20 protein-coding genes are annotated in these 18,712 nt (G+C 71.3%); 10 read left to right on the top strand and 10 right to left on the bottom strand.

Annotation, left to right across the window (positions count from 1 at the left end; translation table 11 throughout):
* The first annotated feature begins 91 nt into the window (after positions 1–91).
* From RWH43_RS05235 to RWH43_RS05225, 3 genes are all read left to right on the top strand, one after another.
* Positions 92–556, top strand: a complete 465-nt coding sequence (locus RWH43_RS05235) for a GNAT family N-acetyltransferase (protein WP_316000856.1) — start codon at positions 92–94, stop codon at positions 554–556.
* A 68-nt stretch (positions 557–624) separates the two neighbouring features.
* Complete coding sequence (locus RWH43_RS05230; protein WP_154096961.1) at positions 625–1,821, top strand: molybdopterin molybdotransferase MoeA; 1,197 nt, start codon at positions 625–627, stop codon at positions 1,819–1,821.
* Entirely contained in the window at positions 1,815–2,669 is an 855-nt protein-coding gene (locus RWH43_RS05225; protein ID WP_154096960.1) for an NTP transferase domain-containing protein, read from the top strand. Before RWH43_RS05230 ends, RWH43_RS05225 begins: the two co-directional genes overlap by 7 nt.
* Before the next feature lie 106 nt (positions 2,670–2,775).
* Here RWH43_RS05225 and RWH43_RS05220 read toward each other — a convergent pair whose 3' ends face one another.
* The 3 genes from RWH43_RS05220 to RWH43_RS05210 all read right to left on the bottom strand — a co-directional run bounded on the left by RWH43_RS05220 (position 2,776) and on the right by RWH43_RS05210 (position 5,072).
* Positions 2,776–3,171, bottom strand: a complete 396-nt coding sequence (locus tag RWH43_RS05220) for a type II toxin-antitoxin system VapC family toxin (protein WP_316000855.1) — start codon at positions 3,169–3,171, stop codon at positions 2,776–2,778.
* Positions 3,168–3,419, bottom strand: a complete 252-nt coding sequence (locus RWH43_RS05215; protein WP_144830695.1) for a type II toxin-antitoxin system Phd/YefM family antitoxin — start codon at positions 3,417–3,419, stop codon at positions 3,168–3,170. The genes RWH43_RS05220 and RWH43_RS05215 overlap by 4 nt, the downstream gene beginning before the upstream one ends.
* A gap of 477 nt (positions 3,420–3,896) precedes the next feature.
* The gene (locus tag RWH43_RS05210; protein ID WP_316000854.1) at positions 3,897–5,072 is read right to left on the bottom strand and encodes a citrate/2-methylcitrate synthase; all 1,176 of its coding nucleotides are present in this window, start codon (positions 5,070–5,072) and stop codon (positions 3,897–3,899) included.
* A 52-nt stretch (positions 5,073–5,124) separates the two neighbouring features.
* Between RWH43_RS05210 and RWH43_RS05205 the strand changes: the two genes are divergently transcribed.
* Together RWH43_RS05205 and RWH43_RS05200 are read left to right on the top strand one after the other, a co-directional pair.
* Entirely contained in the window at positions 5,125–6,210 is a 1,086-nt protein-coding gene (locus RWH43_RS05205) for a citrate/2-methylcitrate synthase (RefSeq protein WP_316000853.1), read from the top strand.
* Positions 6,211–6,418: 208 nt separating this feature from the next.
* Positions 6,419–7,618: an MFS transporter gene (locus RWH43_RS05200; RefSeq protein WP_316000852.1), complete on the top strand. Its 1,200-nt coding sequence runs from the start codon at positions 6,419–6,421 to the stop codon at positions 7,616–7,618.
* Between the two features lie 99 nt (positions 7,619–7,717).
* Here RWH43_RS05200 and RWH43_RS05195 read toward each other — a convergent pair whose 3' ends face one another.
* The 5 genes from RWH43_RS05195 to otnK are packed head-to-tail and all read right to left on the bottom strand — an operon-like array spanning position 7,718 to position 11,726.
* Entirely contained in the window at positions 7,718–8,599 is an 882-nt protein-coding gene (locus RWH43_RS05195; protein ID WP_316000851.1) for a helix-turn-helix transcriptional regulator, read from the bottom strand.
* A 37-nt stretch (positions 8,600–8,636) separates the two neighbouring features.
* On the bottom strand, positions 8,637–9,008 hold the full coding sequence (locus tag RWH43_RS05190) for a hypothetical protein (RefSeq protein ID WP_144830680.1): 372 nt from the start codon (positions 9,006–9,008) through the stop codon (positions 8,637–8,639).
* A 51-nt stretch (positions 9,009–9,059) separates the two neighbouring features.
* A complete protein-coding gene (locus RWH43_RS05185; RefSeq protein WP_144830676.1) occupies positions 9,060–9,839 on the bottom strand; it encodes a DeoR/GlpR family DNA-binding transcription regulator in 780 nt (259 codons plus the stop codon).
* A gap of 19 nt (positions 9,840–9,858) precedes the next feature.
* Positions 9,859–10,509 (bottom strand): class II aldolase/adducin family protein, encoded by a 651-nt coding sequence (locus tag RWH43_RS05180; RefSeq protein WP_316000850.1) that lies wholly within the window; start codon positions 10,507–10,509, stop codon positions 9,859–9,861.
* Entirely contained in the window at positions 10,506–11,726 is a 1,221-nt protein-coding gene (gene otnK, locus RWH43_RS05175; RefSeq protein WP_316000849.1) for a 3-oxo-tetronate kinase, read from the bottom strand. Before otnK ends, RWH43_RS05180 begins: the two co-directional genes overlap by 4 nt.
* A 165-nt stretch (positions 11,727–11,891) precedes the next feature.
* Between otnK and RWH43_RS05170 the strand changes: the two genes are divergently transcribed.
* The 3 genes from RWH43_RS05170 to RWH43_RS05160 all read left to right on the top strand — a co-directional run bounded on the left by RWH43_RS05170 (position 11,892) and on the right by RWH43_RS05160 (position 15,518).
* Positions 11,892–13,253, top strand: a complete 1,362-nt coding sequence (locus RWH43_RS05170) for a homoserine dehydrogenase (RefSeq protein WP_316000848.1) — start codon at positions 11,892–11,894, stop codon at positions 13,251–13,253.
* A gap of 81 nt (positions 13,254–13,334) precedes the next feature.
* A complete protein-coding gene (locus RWH43_RS05165; RefSeq protein ID WP_144830668.1) occupies positions 13,335–14,681 on the top strand; it encodes an SLC13 family permease in 1,347 nt (448 codons plus the stop codon).
* A gap of 84 nt (positions 14,682–14,765) precedes the next feature.
* On the top strand, positions 14,766–15,518 hold the full coding sequence (locus RWH43_RS05160) for a DUF429 domain-containing protein (RefSeq protein WP_316000847.1): 753 nt from the start codon (positions 14,766–14,768) through the stop codon (positions 15,516–15,518).
* Positions 15,519–15,539: 21 nt separating this feature from the next.
* On the opposite strand, the gene RWH43_RS05155 is transcribed toward RWH43_RS05160, so the two are convergent.
* Entirely contained in the window at positions 15,540–16,580 is a 1,041-nt protein-coding gene (locus tag RWH43_RS05155; RefSeq protein ID WP_316000846.1) for a Fic family protein, read from the bottom strand.
* Between the two features lie 266 nt (positions 16,581–16,846).
* Between RWH43_RS05155 and RWH43_RS05150 the strand changes: the two genes are divergently transcribed.
* Both RWH43_RS05150 and RWH43_RS05145 read left to right on the top strand, forming a co-directional pair.
* Positions 16,847–17,197 carry an ArsR/SmtB family transcription factor gene (locus RWH43_RS05150; RefSeq protein ID WP_144830659.1) on the top strand — a complete coding sequence of 117 codons (351 nt, stop codon included), beginning with the start codon at positions 16,847–16,849 and terminating at the stop codon, positions 17,195–17,197.
* A 15-nt stretch (positions 17,198–17,212) separates the two neighbouring features.
* Positions 17,213–18,190: an SRPBCC family protein gene (locus RWH43_RS05145; protein ID WP_316000845.1), complete on the top strand. Its 978-nt coding sequence runs from the start codon at positions 17,213–17,215 to the stop codon at positions 18,188–18,190.
* A 64-nt stretch (positions 18,191–18,254) separates the two neighbouring features.
* On the opposite strand, the gene RWH43_RS05140 is transcribed toward RWH43_RS05145, so the two are convergent.
* On the bottom strand, positions 18,255–18,698 hold the full coding sequence (locus RWH43_RS05140) for a hypothetical protein (protein WP_316000844.1): 444 nt from the start codon (positions 18,696–18,698) through the stop codon (positions 18,255–18,257).
* Between the last annotated feature and the right edge of the window lie 14 nt (positions 18,699–18,712).

The following is an 18,712-nucleotide window of genomic DNA, read 5'->3' as shown; positions in this document are numbered from 1 at the left end:
GGCTTGCGCGTCGATCGGAGCGCCGTCGCGGTCGGGTGAGAGGCGCGTGGCACGCCGACATGCGCATCAGAAGCAGTGCAAGGATGACCGCATGATCGAGTTCTGCGACGCGCGCCCCGAAGATCTCGACGACATGGTCGAGGTGCAGAACGCCATCCACCGGGCGGGGCTGCGCGCGTGGGCGGTCGACGCCGACTTCGTGCGCGAGCGCTATCTCGACGACGAGCACACGATCGCCCTCACGGTGGCGGTGCGCGACGGGGTGGTGATCGGCTTCCAGTCGCTCAAGCGCGCCTGGGCGGAGAACCCGTACGGCGTGGAGGAGGGCTGGGGCATCATCGGCACCCACATCCACCCCGACATGGGGCGCAGCGGCATCGGCCGGAGCCTGTTCGCGCGGTCGATCGCCGCGGCGCAGGACGCCGGACTCCGTCACATCGACGCCACGATCGGCGCCGACAACGCCCCCGGACTCGCCTATTACGTCGCGATGGGCTTCGTGCCGTATCGCGAGGGCGACGGCGAGAGCGGCATTCCGCACCGGTTCGACCTCTGACGCGCGGGCGGTGTCGGTGGCCACGCCTACGCTGAAGGCATGGTCTCGACAGTCCCCGGTCCGCACGCGTGATCGACGTCGCAGAGCACCTCGCCGCGATCCTCGAGGCGGTCGTGCCGCTGGAATCCGAGCCGCGTGACGTCGCGGCCGCGCGCGGCCGCGTGCTGCGGGCCGCGGTGCACGCCGCGGTCGATGTGCCGGGGTTCGACTGCTCCGCGATGGACGGCTTCGCCGTGCGCGCCGACGACATCACCGCAGGGCCGACGACGCTGCGGGTGGTGGCCGATCTGCCGGCCGGCTCCGAGCTCGACCCGCCGATCGGGCCTGGTGACGCGGTGCGCATCATGACCGGAGCCCCCGTGCCCACCGACGCGACCGCCGTGGTGCCGTTCGAAGAGACCGCCGAGGGGCTCGAGGGCGGTCTCGGCCCGGTGGCGGTGCTCACGGCGCCCCGCGGCCCCGGCGCGCACATCCGTCGACGCGGCTCCGACGTGCGGGCCGGATCGCTCGTCGCCGCCGCCGGGGTGCGACTGACCGCGGGACGGGTCGGTGCGATCGCGGCATCCGGAGTCGGGACCGTCTCGGTCGCGCGCGCCGCGCGGGTGGCGATCGTGTCGACGGGATCCGAGCTGCGACCGGCGGGAACACCGCTGCGGCGCGGACAGATCCCCGAATCGAACAGCGTGCTGCTCGCCGGTCTCGCCGAGGAGGCGGGGGCCGAGGTCGTGCTGCGCACGAGCGTCGACGACAGCGGCGACGGCCCGCGTCGCGCGATCGCCGCCGCCGAGGCCGCGGGCGCCGACGTCGTCGTGTTCTCGGGCGGGGTGAGCGCGGGCGCCTACGAGGTCGTGAAGAACACCCTCGGCGACCTCATGCGATTCGAGCCCGTGCGCATGCAGCCCGGAAAGCCGCAGGGCTTCGGTCGCTCGGCGGCGGGCACGCTGCTGTTCGGTCTGCCGGGCAACCCGGTCAGCGCGGCGGTGTCGTTCGAGCTCTTCGTGCGTCCCGCCCTGCGTGCGCTCGAGGGCGACGGCGAGCTCGGCCGTTCCCGCGCCCTGGTCCCGTTCGCCGTCGAGTGGCGCGCACGGCCCGAGCGGGCGCAGTACGTTCCCGTGCGGATCGACCGCTCAGACCCCGCGCATCCGGTGGCCGAGCCGGTCGAGCGCGGCACACGCGGCTTCGGCGACGCGAACGGTCTCGCCGTGATCCCCCCGAGCACGCGGGGTGTCGCCGCGGCCGATCCGGTCGAGGTGCTGCTGTGGTGAGCGTCGATGCGATCCTGCTCGCCGGCGGACGCGCCACACGCGTCGACGGGGCGACGAAGCCGCTGTTCGAGGTGAACGGAACGACCCTGCTGCACGCGGCGATCGCGGCCGTGCGGTCCCACGGCGCACAGCGGATCGTCGTGGCCGCACCCGTGCTCGCTGACGATCTCGACGTCGAGTGGGTGCGCGAAGACCCGCCCTTCGGAGGACCGGTCGCCGGCATCGTCGCCGCCCTCGGCCGCGTGCGCGCCGACGAGGTCTACGTGCTCGCGTGCGATCTGCCGACCGCTCGCGCCGCGGTCGATCTGCTGCCCGACGAGATGACTCCGGATGCCGACGGCGCCTGCCTCGACGACGGGCGTCGACAGTGGCTGATCGGTCGATACCGCACCGGGGCGCTGCGGGAGGCGGCATCCGCCCTGCCCGACGACGGACGCGATGCCTCGATGCGCGCGCTGCTGGGCGGGCTGCGCATCACGGCGATCGCCGCGGACGAGTCCCTGACGCGCGACGTCGACACGTGGGACGATCTGACGCAGGCGCGGTCGTCGACCCGCCCGACGGCCCGAGGAGGAGTCATGACCGAATCCCGCACGCTGCCGCCCGAGGCGCTGAACGACTGGAGCGCCGCCCTCGCGGAGCGTTTCGATCTGGCCGAGGGCGACATTCCGATCTCGCTGATCCTCGACCTCGCGCGCGACGTCGCGAACGGGGTGGCCCGCCCGGCGGCACCGCTCAGCGCGTTCGTCGCGGGTCTGGTGGCCGGTCGCGCCGGCGGCTCACCCGCCGACACCGAAGCCGCGGTCGCTGCCGTGGTCGAGATGGCCCGCGGGTGGGAGAACCGCTGAGCCGCGATGCCTGAGGGGGTGGTCGTCGGGGTGGTCGCGGGCCGAGAGGCACTGGCCCGCCGAGGGTGGCGGAGTCTGCTGGCGCTGTTCGGCGCCCCTCGGTGAATCAGGCGGCCCGCAGCACGTCGACCGCGAATCCCGGCGCAATCGCGGCCGGGCGCGAGTCGTTCGTCCACAGCAGCGAGCACCCCTCCTCTTGCGCGACGGCGAGGTGCAGCGCATCTGCCGTTTGCAGGCCGGGATTGCGAGCTCTCAGACGTGCAGCGCGGACATAGGCGTCGGGCTCGATCGGCAACATCTCGAAACGATCGAAGACGCTCCACATGTGAAGCTGCGACTCGGCGCCTCGCTCGCGCATGGGTCCGACCATCGCTTCGAGCATCACGAGCGGGCTCGCCGCCAAGGGGGCACGAGCTGCAGCGAGAGCCATGCGCGCGCGGTCGCCGACACTGTCGTCGCGCTCGACCGCATAGATGACCAGGCAGCTGTCGACGTAAATCACGCCCCTGCCGCGCGATTCTCCGCGATGATCGCCTCGATCTCTTCGACCGGACGCGCGAGCTCGGGCGTCAGGGGGTTCTCCTCCAACCACTTCGCGAAGGCGTTGCGCGGACGCGGGGGCTGGACGTCGATCGGAACGATCCGCGCGACCGGAACCCCGCGCCGCGCGATCGTGACCTCGACGCCCGACTCGGCCTCGGCGATCAGCTTCGAAAGGTTGTTGCGCGCCTCCAGCACGTTGTAGATCATCGCGGCAGGCTAGCCAGCTTCCTGGCGAGGAAGAAGAGAATTCACCCTCGGTGGTGCCGTCAGTTGGTGCCGGGCCCTTCGGCAAGCTCAGGGACCTCCCTTCGACAGGCTCAGGGACCTCCCTTCGACAGGCTCAGGGACCTCCCTTCGACAGGCTCAGGGACCTCCCTTCGACAGGCTCAGGGACCTCCCTTCGACAGGCTCAGGGACCTCCCTTCGACAGGCTCGGGGACCTCCCTTCGACAGGCTCGGGGACCTCCCTTCGACAGGCTCGGGGACCTCCCTTCGACAGGCTCGGGGACGTCCCTTCGACAGGCTCAGGGACGTCCCTTCGACAAGCTCAGGGACCTCCCTTCGACAGGCTCAGGGACCTCCCTTCGACAAGCTCAGGGACCTCCCTTCGACAGGCTCAGGGACCTCCCTTCGACAAGCTCAGGGACCTCCCGTCGGGGTGGCTGAGCTTGTCGAAGCCCCGCCTCACGGCCCCACGTACTGCCCGCGGGGGCGCAGGCGCATCGCGGGCTCGGCGTACTCGGCGGCGATGTGCGCGGTCCACCCCGCGATGCGTCCGAGCACGAAGATCGTGCTCGCGGCGTCGTCGGGCAGGCGCGCGGCCGACACCAGGGCCGCCAGCGCGAGGTCGACGTTGGGCCGGAGCCCCGTGCGGTCGGTGACGACGGCCGAGAGGCGCTCGACGGCATCCATCGCCGAGGCCCCGTCGGGGAGCGCGGCGATCAGCGGGAACAGCGCGTCGGCTCGGTCGTCGCCGTCGCGGTAGAGCGGGTGGCCGAAGCCCGGGATGCCGCTGCCCTCGCGCAGCGTTTCCGCGAGGGCGCGCTCGGGTTCCTGTCCGCGCCGCACGCGGGTGAGCAGGCGGGCGGTGCGCGTCGCCGCCGAGATGTGCAGCGGGGAGTCCGCCGCTCCGAGGGCCGCGCTGATCGCGGCGTACCCGTCGGCGCGCGCCGAGGCCGCAACTCGCGCGGCGAACGTCGACACGGCAAGGTCGTGGTCCATGAGCAGTACGAGCGCGGCGTTGACGGCGCCCAGCGTCGCGGCATCCGCCGATCCCCTCCAGCCGCTGACGAGCGAGCGCGCGAGCTCGACGTCGGGGGTGCCTCCCAGGGCGACGGGGAGGCCGGTGATCAGCGTCCAGCCGATGCGGTGGGCGGTCGTTGCCGACGCGTCGTAGCGCAGCGGGTCGTCGGCCGCGAAGCCCGTCACCGCGGCGCGGAGTCGGTCCATGGCCCCGGCGTGCAGGGGGAGGGCCTCGACCATCGCGCGGGCGCTGCCGATCGCGGGGTCGGGGGCATCGACCCGCTCCACGCCCCACAGCCACGCGACGGCCTCGGCGAACGGGGTGCCGATCAGGTCGCGGGCACGGCGACCGCGGTACAGCAGCTCGCCGTCTTCGATGTCGGCGATCTGCGTCTGCACCACCCCCAGCGGCATGCCGGTCGTGGGGTGCGTCGGCGTGCGGGCGGGCGTGCGCCGGCGCGCCGCGGCGAAGGCCTCGACCTCGAGCGCGTCGAAGCTCGAGCCGTGCGCGTCGCGCTCGCGGGTCAGCAGTCCGCGCGAGACGTAGGCGTAGACGGTCTCGGCTTTGACGCCGAGGCGGGCGGCGACCTGCGCGGCGGTCAGGCGGGGGAGGGTCATATTGATCCGATCAACGTTGACGCTGTGACCGTCAGGTTCGCACACTGAGCCCATGAGCGACCTGATCGATGTGCCCCGCGGCCTGAACGGCGTCGTCGCGGCCGAGACGACCATCAGCGACGTCAACGGCGAGGCGGGCTGGTACCACTACCGCGGTCACGCGGCCGTCGACCTCGCGCGGTCGCACTCGTTCGAAGACGTTTGGCATCTGCTGGTGGTCGGAGAGCTTCCGGATGCCACGGCCCGAGCCTCCTTCGCCGCCCGCGTGACCGCGGCGCAGGGCGATCCCCGCCTCCCCGAGCTGATCACCGCCGTCGCCGCGCGCACCGGCCAGCCGCTCGCGGCGCTACGCGCGGTGTGGACGCTCGCGGCATCCGCCCGCTCGTCGACGCCGCTGTACGACCTCGACCCCGCCGCCCGGCTCGACGAGGCGATCGCGTTCGCGGCCATGGCGCCGCTCGCCCTCGCCCCGGGCGACGCATCGACCGGGCGGGGGATCGTCGCGGACTACCTCGCGCGGGTCACCGGGCACGACCCCGACCAGCGGCACGTGCGCGCCCTGTCGGCCTACTTGATCGCGGCGATGGACCACGGCTTCAACGCCTCGACCTTCACGGCCCGGGTCATCGCGTCGACCGGGGCCGACATGGCGTCGTGCCTCAGCGGCGCCCTCGGCGCCCTGTCGGGGCCGCTGCACGGGGGAGCCCCGGCCCGCGCGCTCGACGGCCTCGACCGTGCCGGCGACGACCCGGCGGCGTGGATCGCGGGAGAGTTGCAGGCCGGGCGGCGTCTGATGGGCTTCGGGCACGCGGTGTACCGCACGAGCGACCCGCGGTCCGAGCTGCTGCACGGCATCGCCGAGCAGTTCGGCGGCCCGCGCGTCGCGCAGGCTCTCGCGTTCCAGGTCGAGGCGGAGCGGCAGCTCGCGGCACGGCATCCGGAACGCCCTCTGCACGCCAACGTCGAGTTCTATGCAGCGGTGGTGATGGAGGAGTGCGGGATTCCGCGCGAGATGTTCACGCCCACCTTCGCGCTGGCCCGCACGATCGGCTGGAGCGCGCACGTGCTCGAGCAGGCGGCCGACCCGAAGATCATCCGCCCCGCCGCGCGGTACGTCGGGCGGCCGTTCGCGGGGTGATCCGGGGCCGTCGGCCGCCGCCCGGTGCCGCCGCCCGGTGCCGTCGTGCGGATGCCGCGGGCGACGCGCCGCGAGAACGGGCGGGCGGGACGGCGTGTCGAGGTCGGGATCCGCACAACGGCGGCGGGGACCGGCCGCCCGGACGATCGGTCGGATGCCGCGGACGAACGGTCGGGCGCCCGCTCCCGCGCCGGACCAACATCGGAGCATGACCACCACCGCCCCCGTTCCCACCCCCGTCGCGGGGGTCCCCGTGATGCGTTACGGCGGGCTCGTCGTCGTGATGCTGCTGAGCTTCCTGCTCGTCACGGCCGAGTTCCTCCCCAACGGCGTGCTGACCGAGATGGCCGCCGCCCTCGGCGTGACGCCCGGGCAGGCGGGCCAGACCGTCACCGTCACCGCTCTCGCCGGGCTCCTGTTCGCCCCGACCGTGGGACTGTTGCTGCCGCGGCTCGATCGCCGCTCGCTCCTGGTCGCCGCGGCGGCGTCGGCCGCGATCTCGAGTCTCGTGGTGGCGATCGCCCCGAGCCTCCCCGCGATCCTCATCGCACGGTTCTTGCTGGGTGCCGCCATCAGCGCGTTCTGGTCCATGTCGATCACCGTCGCCGCGCGCCTGTCGAGCCCCGACCGCATCGGTCGGGCGATGATGTTCGGCTCGGCAGGCCTGTCGCTGGCCACGGTGGCGGGCGTGCCGATCGGAGTCGCCCTCAGCGAGGCGCTCGACTGGCGGCTCGCGTTCCTGCTCATCGCCGTCGCCACCGCTCTCGTCGGCGTCGCCGTGCGGATCGTGCTGCCGCCCGTGCCGCCGGCCGCCGCGTCGAGCCTGCGCATCCTGGGCGACACCCTGCGCCGCCCCGGCGTCTTGGGCGCAATGGCAGGTCACGTGCTCGTCGTGCTCGGTCACTTCCTCGCCTACACGTACGTGCGCCTCTCGCTCGAGCGCATCCCCGACGTCACCGCCGGCACGATCGTGCTGCTGCTCGCCCTCTTCGGCGTCGGCGGGTTCGTCGGCAACATCGCCGTCGGCATGGTCGTCGACCGAGCGTTCGCCCGCCTCGCGGTCATCGGGCCCCTGGCCATCGCGCTGGCGATCGCGGCGGTCGCCCTTCTGCCCGGAGCCTTCGCCGCGGTGGCCGCGGCCGTGCTGGTGTGGGGCTTCTTCTTCTCGTCGTGGCTGATCATCGTGAACACCTGGGTGGGGCACTTGATGCCCGACCGTCTGGAGGCGGGCGGAAGCCTCGTCGTCACCGGTTTCCAGCTGGCGATCACCATCGCGGCGGGGGCCGGCGGCATCCTCGTCGACGCCGCAGGGGTGTTCGCGGCGGATGCCATCGGCATCGCGCTCCTCATCATCGGGGCCGTGCTGTTCGGGCTCTCCCTGCGCTCGCGCCGACCCGCGCGCGTCTGAACAGAGGCGAGCGGCTCAGCGCACCTCCCCGCGGAGGCTGTCGATGGGCCGCTCGTCCCCTTGCGCGAAGGGGTCGTCGCCGCGACCGACGGGACCGCGTCAGACGGTCAGCGGTCGCCCGGCGGTACGCCAGGCCGAGGGGGCGACACCGGTGTGGCGGCGGAACGCGCGCCGGAAGCCTTCATCCGAGCCGTAGCCGAGCAATCGCGACGTCTCCGACACCGAGGTGCCGGCGTCGAGGAGCTCCGTCGCCCGGCGCATGCGCACCTCGGTCACGTATGAGGCGGGCGAGGTGCCGAACACCTCGCGGAAGCGCGCGGCGAACACCGACCGCGACATCGCACCGAGCGCTGCGAGCTGGTCGAGGGTCCACTCGTGCCCGGGGTCGTCGGCGACGGCCGTGACCACGCGGGTGAGGAACGGGTCGTCGCTGAGCGGCGGCCACGTCGCCTCGCGCTGGGTCGAGGCCCACGTGCGTAGCGCCGACAGCAGCACGGTCGTGACCATGAGTCGGCAGATCGTCTCATCGCCCTGGCGACCGGTGCCCGGCTTCGGCAGACCCAGGTGGGCGGCGAGTCCGGCGGCGGCCGGTTCGGCCCCGGCGAAACCGCTGACGAAGATCAGGTGCGGAAGAGCGCGTGTGTCGAAGGTGGGCACGACCTCGAGCGGCACCACCGTCACCTCAGCGCCCGACTGCGACGACACGGCGACGGCGTGGCAGCCGAGCGAGATCAGCGCGTCTCCGGCGAGGAGGGTGCGGCCCCCGTCGCGGGTGGCCGCCTCACCGGAGGCGGCATCGACGGTGCAGGCGGAACGCGCGCCGGTGCGTCCGGTGATCTCGCCTTCGCGCAGGTAGACGATCGCCGCCTCGCCGCGTTTCAGCGACAGGGTGCCGCCCGCGGCGAGCGATTGCCGCCAGGCGTGCCCCGGCCGCACGTCGATGCTCGACAGGGCGCGTTCCAGAGCGGCATCCGGCGTCATGAGAGCGAGAACCGCCGCGCGACGGGCGGTATTCCGCTCAGCTCAGCAGCTCGAGTCCGCTGAAGAACCCGATCGAGATCGACAGCAGCCCCGCGGCGACCCCCGCGATGAAGCCCGCCGCGGCGAGTTCGCGCGCCATGCGGGCGTTCAGGCTCAGGATGCCGCAGACGAACGACACCAGCGCGAGCACCCACATGCCGATCTGGATCCACGCCACGTTCTCGAGGTGGGCGATCGCGCTCGCCGTCACGAGGAACAGATACCAGGCGATCACGATCACGCCGGTGACGAGCGCGATGATCGATACGACCCGCAGGTCGCCCTTGGGTGTCGGCGGAGCAGGGGGCTCGTCGCGCGGCGGAACGTGGATCGCCGGTTCGAGCGAATCGGGGAGGTCCTCGTCTGCCATGTGCTGATCCTCCCAGGTCGCGGGCCGATTCAGCGGCGTCTTGACGGGCGCCTACGCGCGGACGACCTCGATGCCGGTGGCCGCGATAGCTTCGGCGGCGCTGTCGGGCAGTGCTGCGTCGGTGATCACCTCGGCCACCTCGGCGAGACGAAGGGCGCGGTATTTGGCGAACCGGCCGTATTTCGAGCTGTCGGCGACCAGCACTGCGCGCTCGGCGGCCTCGACCGCCGCCCGCTTCGCCTCGATCTTGGCCTCGACGGGAGTCGTGACTCCGTGGCCGAGGTCCCAGGAGCTCGACGAGATGAAGGCGAGGTCGAGCGAGAGCTCGGCGAGGGTGAGGCGGGTCAGGCGGCCGATCGTCGAGAGGTTCGTGCGATCCACCCGGCCGCCGACCGAGATGAGGTCGGCCGAGGGGTGGTCGAGAAAGGTCTGCACGGTGGCGATGTCGTTCGTCACCACCGTGAGATCGCGCACATGCTCGAGGAACGGACGCATGGCCTGCGCCGTGGTGCCGGCGTCGAGGTAGATCGTCATGGTGTCGCGCACGCGGGTCGCCGCGGCGCGCGCGATGGCCGTCTTCTCGGCGATCTCGCTCGTGGCCTTCTCGGCGCGCGAGGGCTCGAGCACGAGCCGGCTGACGAGCTTCGCTCCACCGGTGGTGGCCTGCACGAGACCCTGCTCCTCGAGCACGGCGACGTCGCGGCGCACGGTCATCTGGCTCACGCCCACCAGATCACTCAACTGGCGGAAGCTGAGGACGCGTTCGCGATGCAGGGCCTGGACGATGCTCTCCCGGCGCTGATCGGGGATCATCGGAGCGGCTTCGGTCATCGTCGTCCTTCGGTCCCGCTCAGCTTACTGAAGCGGTCGCGGTCCACGGGGTCCCCCAGCGGGCGGTGATCTCGGCCACTCGCTCCGGGGCGATGAGGCGTCGCTGTCGACCGTCCGTGAGCAGGGTGATGCGGCAGGCCTCTTCGAGCTCGATCGTGCTGTCGACCGCCGCCGCGGCCTCCGCTGCGCTCACGACGGCGCCGTGGTTGGCGAGCAGGGCGGCGCGGAAGGGCACGGGGCAGTCCGTGATCAGGGCTCCCATCGCGGGGTCGCCCGGGGGCACGAAGTCGAGCAGCGGCACCTGGCCCACGCGCATGAGCGAGTACGGCGTCAGCGGGGGAACGGCGGAGTGGGGCGCCCAGGGCTCGAGGCACGACACGGCCACGGTCGAGGGGGAGTGCACGTGCACGACGGCACGGTGCTCGGGATTGCGCGCGTACATCGCGACGTGCAGCGGCACCTCCTTCGAGGGGCGGGCGCCGCCGACGATCTCGCCGGCGAGGGTGAGGACGGCGATGTCCTCGGGGGTCAAGGCACCCAGGCGGGTTCCGGTGCCCGACATGAGCAGCCGGTCGCCGTCGCGCACGCTGACGTTGCCCGAGGTGCCGGGGCTGAGGCCAGCGTCGACCAGGGCGCGGCCGGCCGCGATGAGGTCTTCGAGGGCGCTCATGCGATGGCCTCCCAGGCAGCGGTGAACAGATCGGTCCCGCCGAAGTTGCCGCTCTTGAGGACGAGGGCGACGGTGTCTCCGGATGCCGCCTGGCCGGCGCTCCAGCACACTCCGGGCGCGAGTTGTGGGCCGATCTCGAGATTCGAGACGCCCAGCGCCTGCACGACGGCACCGCTGGTCTCGCCTCCGGCGACGACGACCCGGTGGATGTCGCCCGTCGAGACCAGATCGGCCACGACGGCCGAGAGCACATGCTCGACGGCGTCGGCGGTCGCGGAGGCGTCTCGGCGGATGTCGGCGAGCTCGGTGACCGAGCAGACGAGCGGCAACTCCGTCGGCGGGAGGCCCCGCACCCAGGCGACGAGGGCCGCGATCTCCGCCTCGGGGTCGGACGCCGCGGCATTCAGATCCACACGCCGCATCGTGGCGCCCTGCCCGACGGCGTCGGCGATCTGCGCGCGCGTCGCCGCAGAGGCGGAGCCGCACACCACGAGCCTGCCTCGTCCGACGGCCGGGAACGGCATCGCGGCGGCGTCGGCGGGGGCGTCGAGGTGCGCTGCGAGGGCCGCGCCTCCGGAAAGCACGCGCAGATGGCGAGATGCCGCGGCGATCACGGCGAGGTCGTCGTCGGTCTCGGCGTCGACGATGAGGTATCCCGGCTCCGCCTCGTCGATCGCGGCGCGGAGGACGTTTTTGCCCGCGCGCACGGTGTCGCAGCCGATCTCGGTCAGCGTCGCGGCGGTCTGCGGGGCGAGGATGTCGCGCAGGCGCGACCTCGTCATCGGCGTCAGCGGGTGGTGGCGCATCGAGGAGTGCTCGAGCAGCGTGCCGTTCACGTACAGGCTCCCGTCGCGCACGGTGCGTCCGTTCGCGGGGAAGGACGGGACGACGATGATGCGGTCGGCCCCGGCCATCGAGACAACCGCGTCGAGCACGGGGCCGATGTTGCCCTCGTCGGTGGAGTCGAACGTGGAGCAGTACTTCACGTAGAGGCGCTCGGCACCCGCGGCGACGAGGCGCGTGCCGGCCTCGAGCGAGTCGGCCACGGCCTGGGCGACGGGGGCGGTGCGCGATTTCAGAGCGACGACCACCGCATCGTGGTCGGCGGGGACGTCGTTGTCGCCGATGACGACAGCAGTGCGCAGTCCCCGCTCCCGCAGAGCGGTGGCGAGGTCGGTCGCTCCGGTGAAGTCGTCAGCGATGGCGCCGATGTGCATGGGGAACCTTTTCATCGAGAGTGGGCCGCAACCACGGCCCATCTCAGTGTATGTGAAGATTTGAGAAGATACTTTGACAATTTGTGAGACGGCGTTACAGTTGCGGAGCACCAGGTGCGCTCCCCGACGCACCCCACGACTTTCGACGACGTAAGAGGAACAACGGTGATCCACAGCTCGGCACAGCGCCGTCCGGCCCCCATCCGCATCGCGGTGACCGGTGCGAACGGAGGGTACGGCCGCACGCTGCTCGACCAGCTTCGTCGCCTCCCCGACATGGCGGCGACCCAGCTCGTCGACCCCGACGTCGACGGCGTCCGCCGGATGCTCGCCGACCTCGGGATGACGGGTGACGATGTGGTGACGGCGACGGGTGCCGCGGAGGCCGCAGCCGCGGTCGACGCCGGGCGCACCGCCGTCGTCGCCGACGCCGCCCACGTCGCCTGGTCGCACGTCGACGTGCTCGTCGAGGCGACCGGTCGCATCGACGCCGGCTTCTCGTACGCAGACACCGCGCTCGACAACGGCACCCACGTCGTGATGGTCAGCAAAGAGGTCGAGACGATCGCGGGCGTCGCCCTCAGTGCCAAGGCGCGTGAGCGCGGCCTGCGGTACCTCCCCGGCGACGGAGATCAGCCCGCGAACTTGCTGCGCCTGGTCGATTGGGTGCTCGCGACCGGATTCGACATCGTCGCCCTCGGCAAGTCGGGCGAGTACGACCTCGTGTTCGACCCTGCGACCGGGATCGTGAACCAGAACGGGGTCGAACAGCAGGCTCCCGCACTGGCCGGCCTGCTCGGCCGCGGTGACGACCTCAGCGCCACTCTCGCCGCCCGTGCCGAGGCCGTATCGGGCCTCAAGCGCGCGGCTGCGGCCGACTCCTGCGAGATGAACGTGGTGTCGCTGTACACCGGAGCGACCGCCGACGTCGAGACCATGCACTACCCCGTCGTACGTCCGGACGAGCTCGCCGACGTGTACGCCGAGCGCGCCGACGGTGGCATCCTGGGCACCACCGGGGTGATCGACGTCTTCTCGATGCTGCGCCTGCCCGGCGAGGCGAGCTTCGCCGGCGGGGTCTTCGCGATCGTCCGCACGGGTGACGACGTCACGTGGGAGACCCTCCGCGGGAAGGGTCATGTCGTGAGCCGCGACGGCCGCTACGCCTGCATTTACTGGCCGTACCACTTCATGGGCATCGAGACGCCGCTCACCATCGCCGCCGCGGTCGACGACACCGCCGCGACGCCCGAGCCGCGCCAGCACACGGTGCTCGCCGCCCGCGCGTCCACCGACCTCGCCGCCGGAACCCCGTTCCGCGTCGAGGGGCACCATCACGAGATCGCCGGTGTCGCCCCCGTGATCGTCGCCCCCGACGCGGGCGAGATCGCCCCCTATTACCTGCTCTCGGGCGCGCGTCTGCGCCGCGATGTCGCCGCCGGGGAGCTCGTGCACTTCGCCGATCTCGACGGTGTGCACGAGCCCGCGGCATCCGCCTACCTCTCCGGGCTCGCGCTCGGAATCTGACCCCTCACCCCCGACCACCAGGAGATCGACGACGATGCACCGTGCCCAGACCATCCCCCTCGCCCCGCGCGGGGTGATCTCGTGAACGTGGAGATCATCGCCCTCATCGTGCTCGTCGCGGTGTTCGCCATCTCGGCCATCCGCAACGTGCACATGGGCGCCCTCGCCCTGGTGGCGGCCTGCGTGATCGGCGTGCTGCTCGTCGGCGAATCGCTCGACGACGTGCTCGGCGGCTTCCCCGTCGACGCCCTGCTGATCCTGCTCGGCATCACGTACCTCTTCGGTATCGCCCGCGCCGTCGGCACGATCGATTGGCTGGTCGACCGCTCGGTGCGCCTCATCGGAGACCGGGTCGCGCTCATCCCCTGGGCGATGTTCGCCGTCGGCACGCTGGTCGCGTGCCTCGGCACCTCGCACGCGGCGTTCACCCTCGTGCCGATCGCGATGAGCCTCGCGCACAAGCACCGCATCCACTCCACGATGATGGGCATCGCGATGAGTTCCGCGATCGTCGGTGGCGCCCTCGCGCCCACGAGCATCGTCGGCATCACCGTGCTCACGGTGGCCACCTCCGCGGGCATCCCCTACAACGCCGCTCTCATGTTCGGCCTCTCGGTCGGCATCAACACCGTCATCGTCGCCGTCGCGTTCCTCATGTTCGGTGGACGCGAGCTCATCGCCCGCGGTCGCGCCGCCAAGGCGGCATCCGGCGAACTCGGCACCGGAGGATCCGACGGCGTCGCCGGCACCGGCTTCAGCACGCGCCCCCGCAGCGGCGGCACGGCCCTGCTCGAGCAGACCGTGACCGAGAAGCTCACCGGCTACCAGCTGATGACGCTGGTCTCGATCCCCGTGCTCGTCATCGCGTTCTTCACGCTCACGCTGAACGACATCGACCTCAACCTCGGTGCCGTCGCGCTGACCCTCGCCGTGCTGCTCGCCTTCATCAACCCGAAGGCCGGTCGCGAGGGCCTTGCGAAGGTCGACTGGAACACCATCCTGCTGCTCGGCGGCATCATCACGTACGTCGGTGTGCTGACCCGACTCGGGGCGATCGATCAGCTGGGCGAGTTCGCGCGCTCGGTGAACGAGCCGCTCATCGCCGCGCTGGTGCTGTGCATCATCGCCGGTCTCGTCTCGGCCTTCGCCTCGACGATCGGCATCATCGGCGCCCTCGTGCCGCTCGCCGTTCCGTTGCTGCTGCCCGGCGGCGGTCTGGAGATGACCGGTTTCATCTACGCGCTCGCCATCTCGGCCTCGCTCGTCGACTGCGCGCCCTTCGGGACCACCGGTGCGACCATCGTCGCCTCGGCGCACGAGAGCGAACGCGCTCGCTTGTACAAGCACCTCACCATCTGGGGTCTGTCGATGGTCGTGATCGGACCCGTCATCACGATCGCGCTGTTCGTCGTGCCCTTCCTCGGCTGAGCGACGCTCCCGCAGGACGACGGCCCGGGTCACCTCACGGTGGTCCGGGCCGTTCCCCTTCCCGCCCGGCCTAGGCTCGATGCGATGAGAACCGTCGGAGTGGACCTCGCCGCGGCCGCGCCCGGAACCGCGCTCGCCGAGATCGTTTGGTCGGCCGGTGCGGCCCGGCTCGAGCGCCTCGAGATCGGCATGACGGATGCCGACATCGTGGCATCCGTCGCCTCGGGCGAGGTGTGGCTCGGGGTCGACTGCCCGCTGGGCTGGCCCGACGCGTTCGTGGACTTCGTCGGGGCGCACCACGCCGACGCGGAGCCGTCGCTCGGACCGGTCGAGGGCGATGCCGACTGGCGCCGGAAGCTCGTCTACCGCCACACCGACCACGTCGTGCGCGAGCGCATCGGCCGCTGGCCGCTGAGCGTGTCGACCGACCGGCTGGGCGTGACGGCGCTGCGCGGCGCGGGGCTGCTGCGGCGTCTCGCGGCGGTCGGCTTCCCGGTCGACCGGGCGGGGGAGGGGCGCCTGTTCGAGGTGTACCCCGGCGGATCGCTGCGCCGGTGGGGGTTCGACACCTCCGGTTACCGGGTGGATGCCGCGCGTCGCGTGATCCTTCTCCACGCGGTGCGCGAGCGCGCGCCCTGGCTTGACATCGGCGGGTTCGCCCCGCTCGCGATCGCGAAAGCCGATGCTTTCGACGCGCTCGTCGCCGCTCTCGCCACCCGCGCGGGAGCGCTCGGGTCGTTCGAGAAGCCGGCATCCGACATGCTGTCCGTCGCGCGCCGCGAGGGCTGGGTCGTGTTGCCGGACGGGCCTCTCGAGGCGCTGCCCGGGGTGGAGTGAACGCGAGCGACAACAGCCTTCTCACGCGCGTCCGCGCCGAGCTCGCGCAGCGAACTCGTCCAAGGCGTCGAGGATCTCGGGCGATTGCCAGATGCGGTAGCGACTCCCCCCACCAAGCTGGGTCAGCACCCCGACGGCAACGAGCTTGTTGATCGCCGTTCCTGCGGCCACGGTGCTGACGCCGAGGTCGGAGGCGATCGAGGCGGCGGTCACCACGGGCTTCGACGGCAGGAGTTCCATCAAGCGGCGCGTGGATGAGCCGGGCCGCGCCGTCACGCTCGTGTTCCATCTCTCGCGGATGCCGATGAGATCCGCGGCGAGGCGGCGCCCATTCGAGATCGCCGAGAAGCTGGCCTCGGTGATGGTGTGCACGATCGCGTTCACATCTCCGGCGCGGTAGTCCGTGAGGGCCTGAAAATAGACCCGAGGATCGCGCAGCAACCCCGCAGACACGGGGACGGTGAGATTACGGGTGAGTCCCCCGCGGTGGAGCATCGCATGAATCAGGGCGCGGCCCGTGCGGCCGTTGCCGTCGGGGAACGGGTGGATCGTCTCGAACTGTGCGTGCGCGATTGCGGCCTGCGCGAGCACGGGAACGTCGGTGCGGTCGACGAACTCCATCAGATCCCGCATCAATGCCGGTACCCGCTCGTGGTGAGGCGGAATGAAGTCGGCGTCGTGGGGCGATACCGCGCCCCCGCCGATCCACACCTGCTCATCGCGCCATTCTCCGGTGAACCTCGGGGCCGTATCCCGGAGCAGCGCCGATTGCATGGCGATCACTGCGTCTTCGTCCAAGTCGGCGCTGAGTGCGATCGCGGCATCCATCGCGCGCGTGTTCGCGACGATGAGGCGCGCGTTCTCGGATCGCGCCGCGCCGATCTCAGCGAGAGCCACCTGTCGAGCTCCCGCCGTCAGATTCTCCACCTCGGAGCTCGACGCGGACTCGGTCCGGAGGAGAATCGCCGGGAACGGTGCGACGAGCGCGGCGGCCTCGGCATCGAAGCGGGCGAGGGCGTGGCTTGCCTCATCGGCTGCGGCGAGCACCTCGGGGTCGAGCATGACTCTGATCTGCGCGATGAGCGGTGGAACGGCTGCGAAGTAGGGGCCGGCAGCGCGACGGAGCTGGCGGCGCGAGCCCACCTGCCCCTCTGAACGGTCCCACCGTCTCGGTTCATGCTCAATCGCCGGCCAGCCGCTGCCTTCACCTGTGCGCACGCGTCCATTTAAGCAAAGGAAAGACGCTTATCCTTTGCTTATTCGCTCATCGAGGTGACAGCCGCCCTCGATCTTGTGCAGGCGCAGCCTGTGCGCTAACGTGCAACCAAATGGTTGAACAACAGAGTGACGCCGACATCGACCGGGTGTTCCACGCGCTCGCCGATGCCACGCGGCGCGACATCGTGCGGCGCACGCTCGTCTCCGAGCAATCGGTGACGCAGCTCGCGGCGGCCTACGCGATGTCGTTCGCCGCGGTGTCGAAGCACATCGCCGTGCTCGCCGAGGCGCGGCTGATCACCAAACGCGCGGAGGGGAGGGTGCGACTCGTGCGTGCCGATCCCGCCGCGCTCGCCCGGGCGCAAGAACTACTGCGGTCGTACGAAGACCTCTGGCGCGGCCGCATCGATCGGCTCGACGCCCTGCTGAGTGAGCCCGATCCCACCCCGAACGAGAGCTAGACGAAGGAGTCCGCCATGCCCGTCACATCCGTCGAGAGCGACGCCGAAGCGCTCACCATGACCCTGGTCGCCGATTTCGCCGCCGGCCCCGAGCGCCTCTGGCAGGTCTTCACCGACCCGTGTCAGCTCGAGCGCTTCTGGGGTCCTCCCAACTGGCCGGCGACCTTCGCCAGCTTCGACTTCGAGCGTGGAGGCCGCGCGCGCTACGCGATGGCCAGCCCGACCGGAGAGATCGCGAGGGGGAGCTGGGAGTTCATCGACATCGACGAGCCGCGCGGATTCGAGGTGGTCGATTCGTTCGTCGACGAGAACGGCGACGCGATCCCCGGCATGCCGGCGATGCGCATGACCTTCGCCTTCGAGCAGACGGATGCCGGCTCGCGCCTGACGAACGTGACGTACTTCGACTCGCTCGAGGGGCTCGAACAGGTGTTCGCCATGGGGGCCGTCGAGGGATCCACCCTCGCCATCAACCAGCTCGACACCGTGCTGCAGGGGCTGCGGGAGTTCGCCCAGGGCACGGGGACGCAGCTCGAGATCCTCGACGACCAGCGCGTGCGCATCACCCGACTGATCGAGGGTCCGCGCGAGCTCGTCTGGCGCGCGCACGTCGACCCCGACCTCATGCGGCAGTGGATGCTCGGCCCCGATGGCTGGCGCATGAGCGTGGCCGACGTCGACGTGTCGGTCGGCGGCGACTACCGCATCGCGTGGGAACCCGAACCGGGCACCGAGGGCGAGGGCTTCGGCTTCGATGGCACGACCCTGCTGGTCGACGAGCCGCGACGCATCGTGCAGACCGAGCACATGACCGGCACCGACTTCCCCTCGACGACGAACGACCTGTCGTTCTACGAGGAGGACGGCGCCACTCTCGTCACCCTGCTGATCGCGTACCCCGACGCCGCCACCCGCGACACCGTGCTCGCCACCGGCATGGTCGAGGGCATGGAGCAGAGCTTCGAGCGGATGGAGCGCGTCGTCTTGGCGTGAAGCGCGGCGGATGCCGTGGCCCGGGGTCTCGGCATCCGTCGCCGAGGTGCCCGAGGCGTCGGGCTCAGGCCGCGGGAGCCGCGCGGCGCACGGCGTCGCGGATGCGCTTCTCGACCTCGGCCGTGACCTCGGCGATCGCGAACGACACCGGCCACATGGGTCCGTCGTCGAGCTGGGCGGTGTCGTCGAAGCTGACGGTGCCGTACCGCGTCTTGAACTTCGACGCCGGCTGGTAGAACACGACGACCTTGCCGTCCTTCGCGTAGGCGGGGAAGCCGTAGTACGTCTTGGGTGTGAGGTGCGCGGCCTCTTCGAGCACGATCACGTGCAGGCGTTCGGCCATCGCGCGATCCACGCCCGCGAGCTTATCGATCGCTTCGAGGCAGGCCTCGTTCTCCTTCTCGAGCTTCGCCGCGCCCTTCAGGCCCTTCGTGGCCTTGAGCTCTTCGGCGCGCTGCTTCATCGCCGCGCGTTCTTCGTCGCTGAATCCTGCTCCGCCGGTGGCCATGGCATCCGCCCTCT

The sequence above is a fragment of the Microbacterium algihabitans genome (assembly GCF_032464975.1).
In the GTDB taxonomy this organism is placed as follows: domain Bacteria; phylum Actinomycetota; class Actinomycetes; order Actinomycetales; family Microbacteriaceae; genus Microbacterium; species Microbacterium algihabitans.
This window is presented reverse-complemented; position numbering and strand designations above follow the sequence as displayed.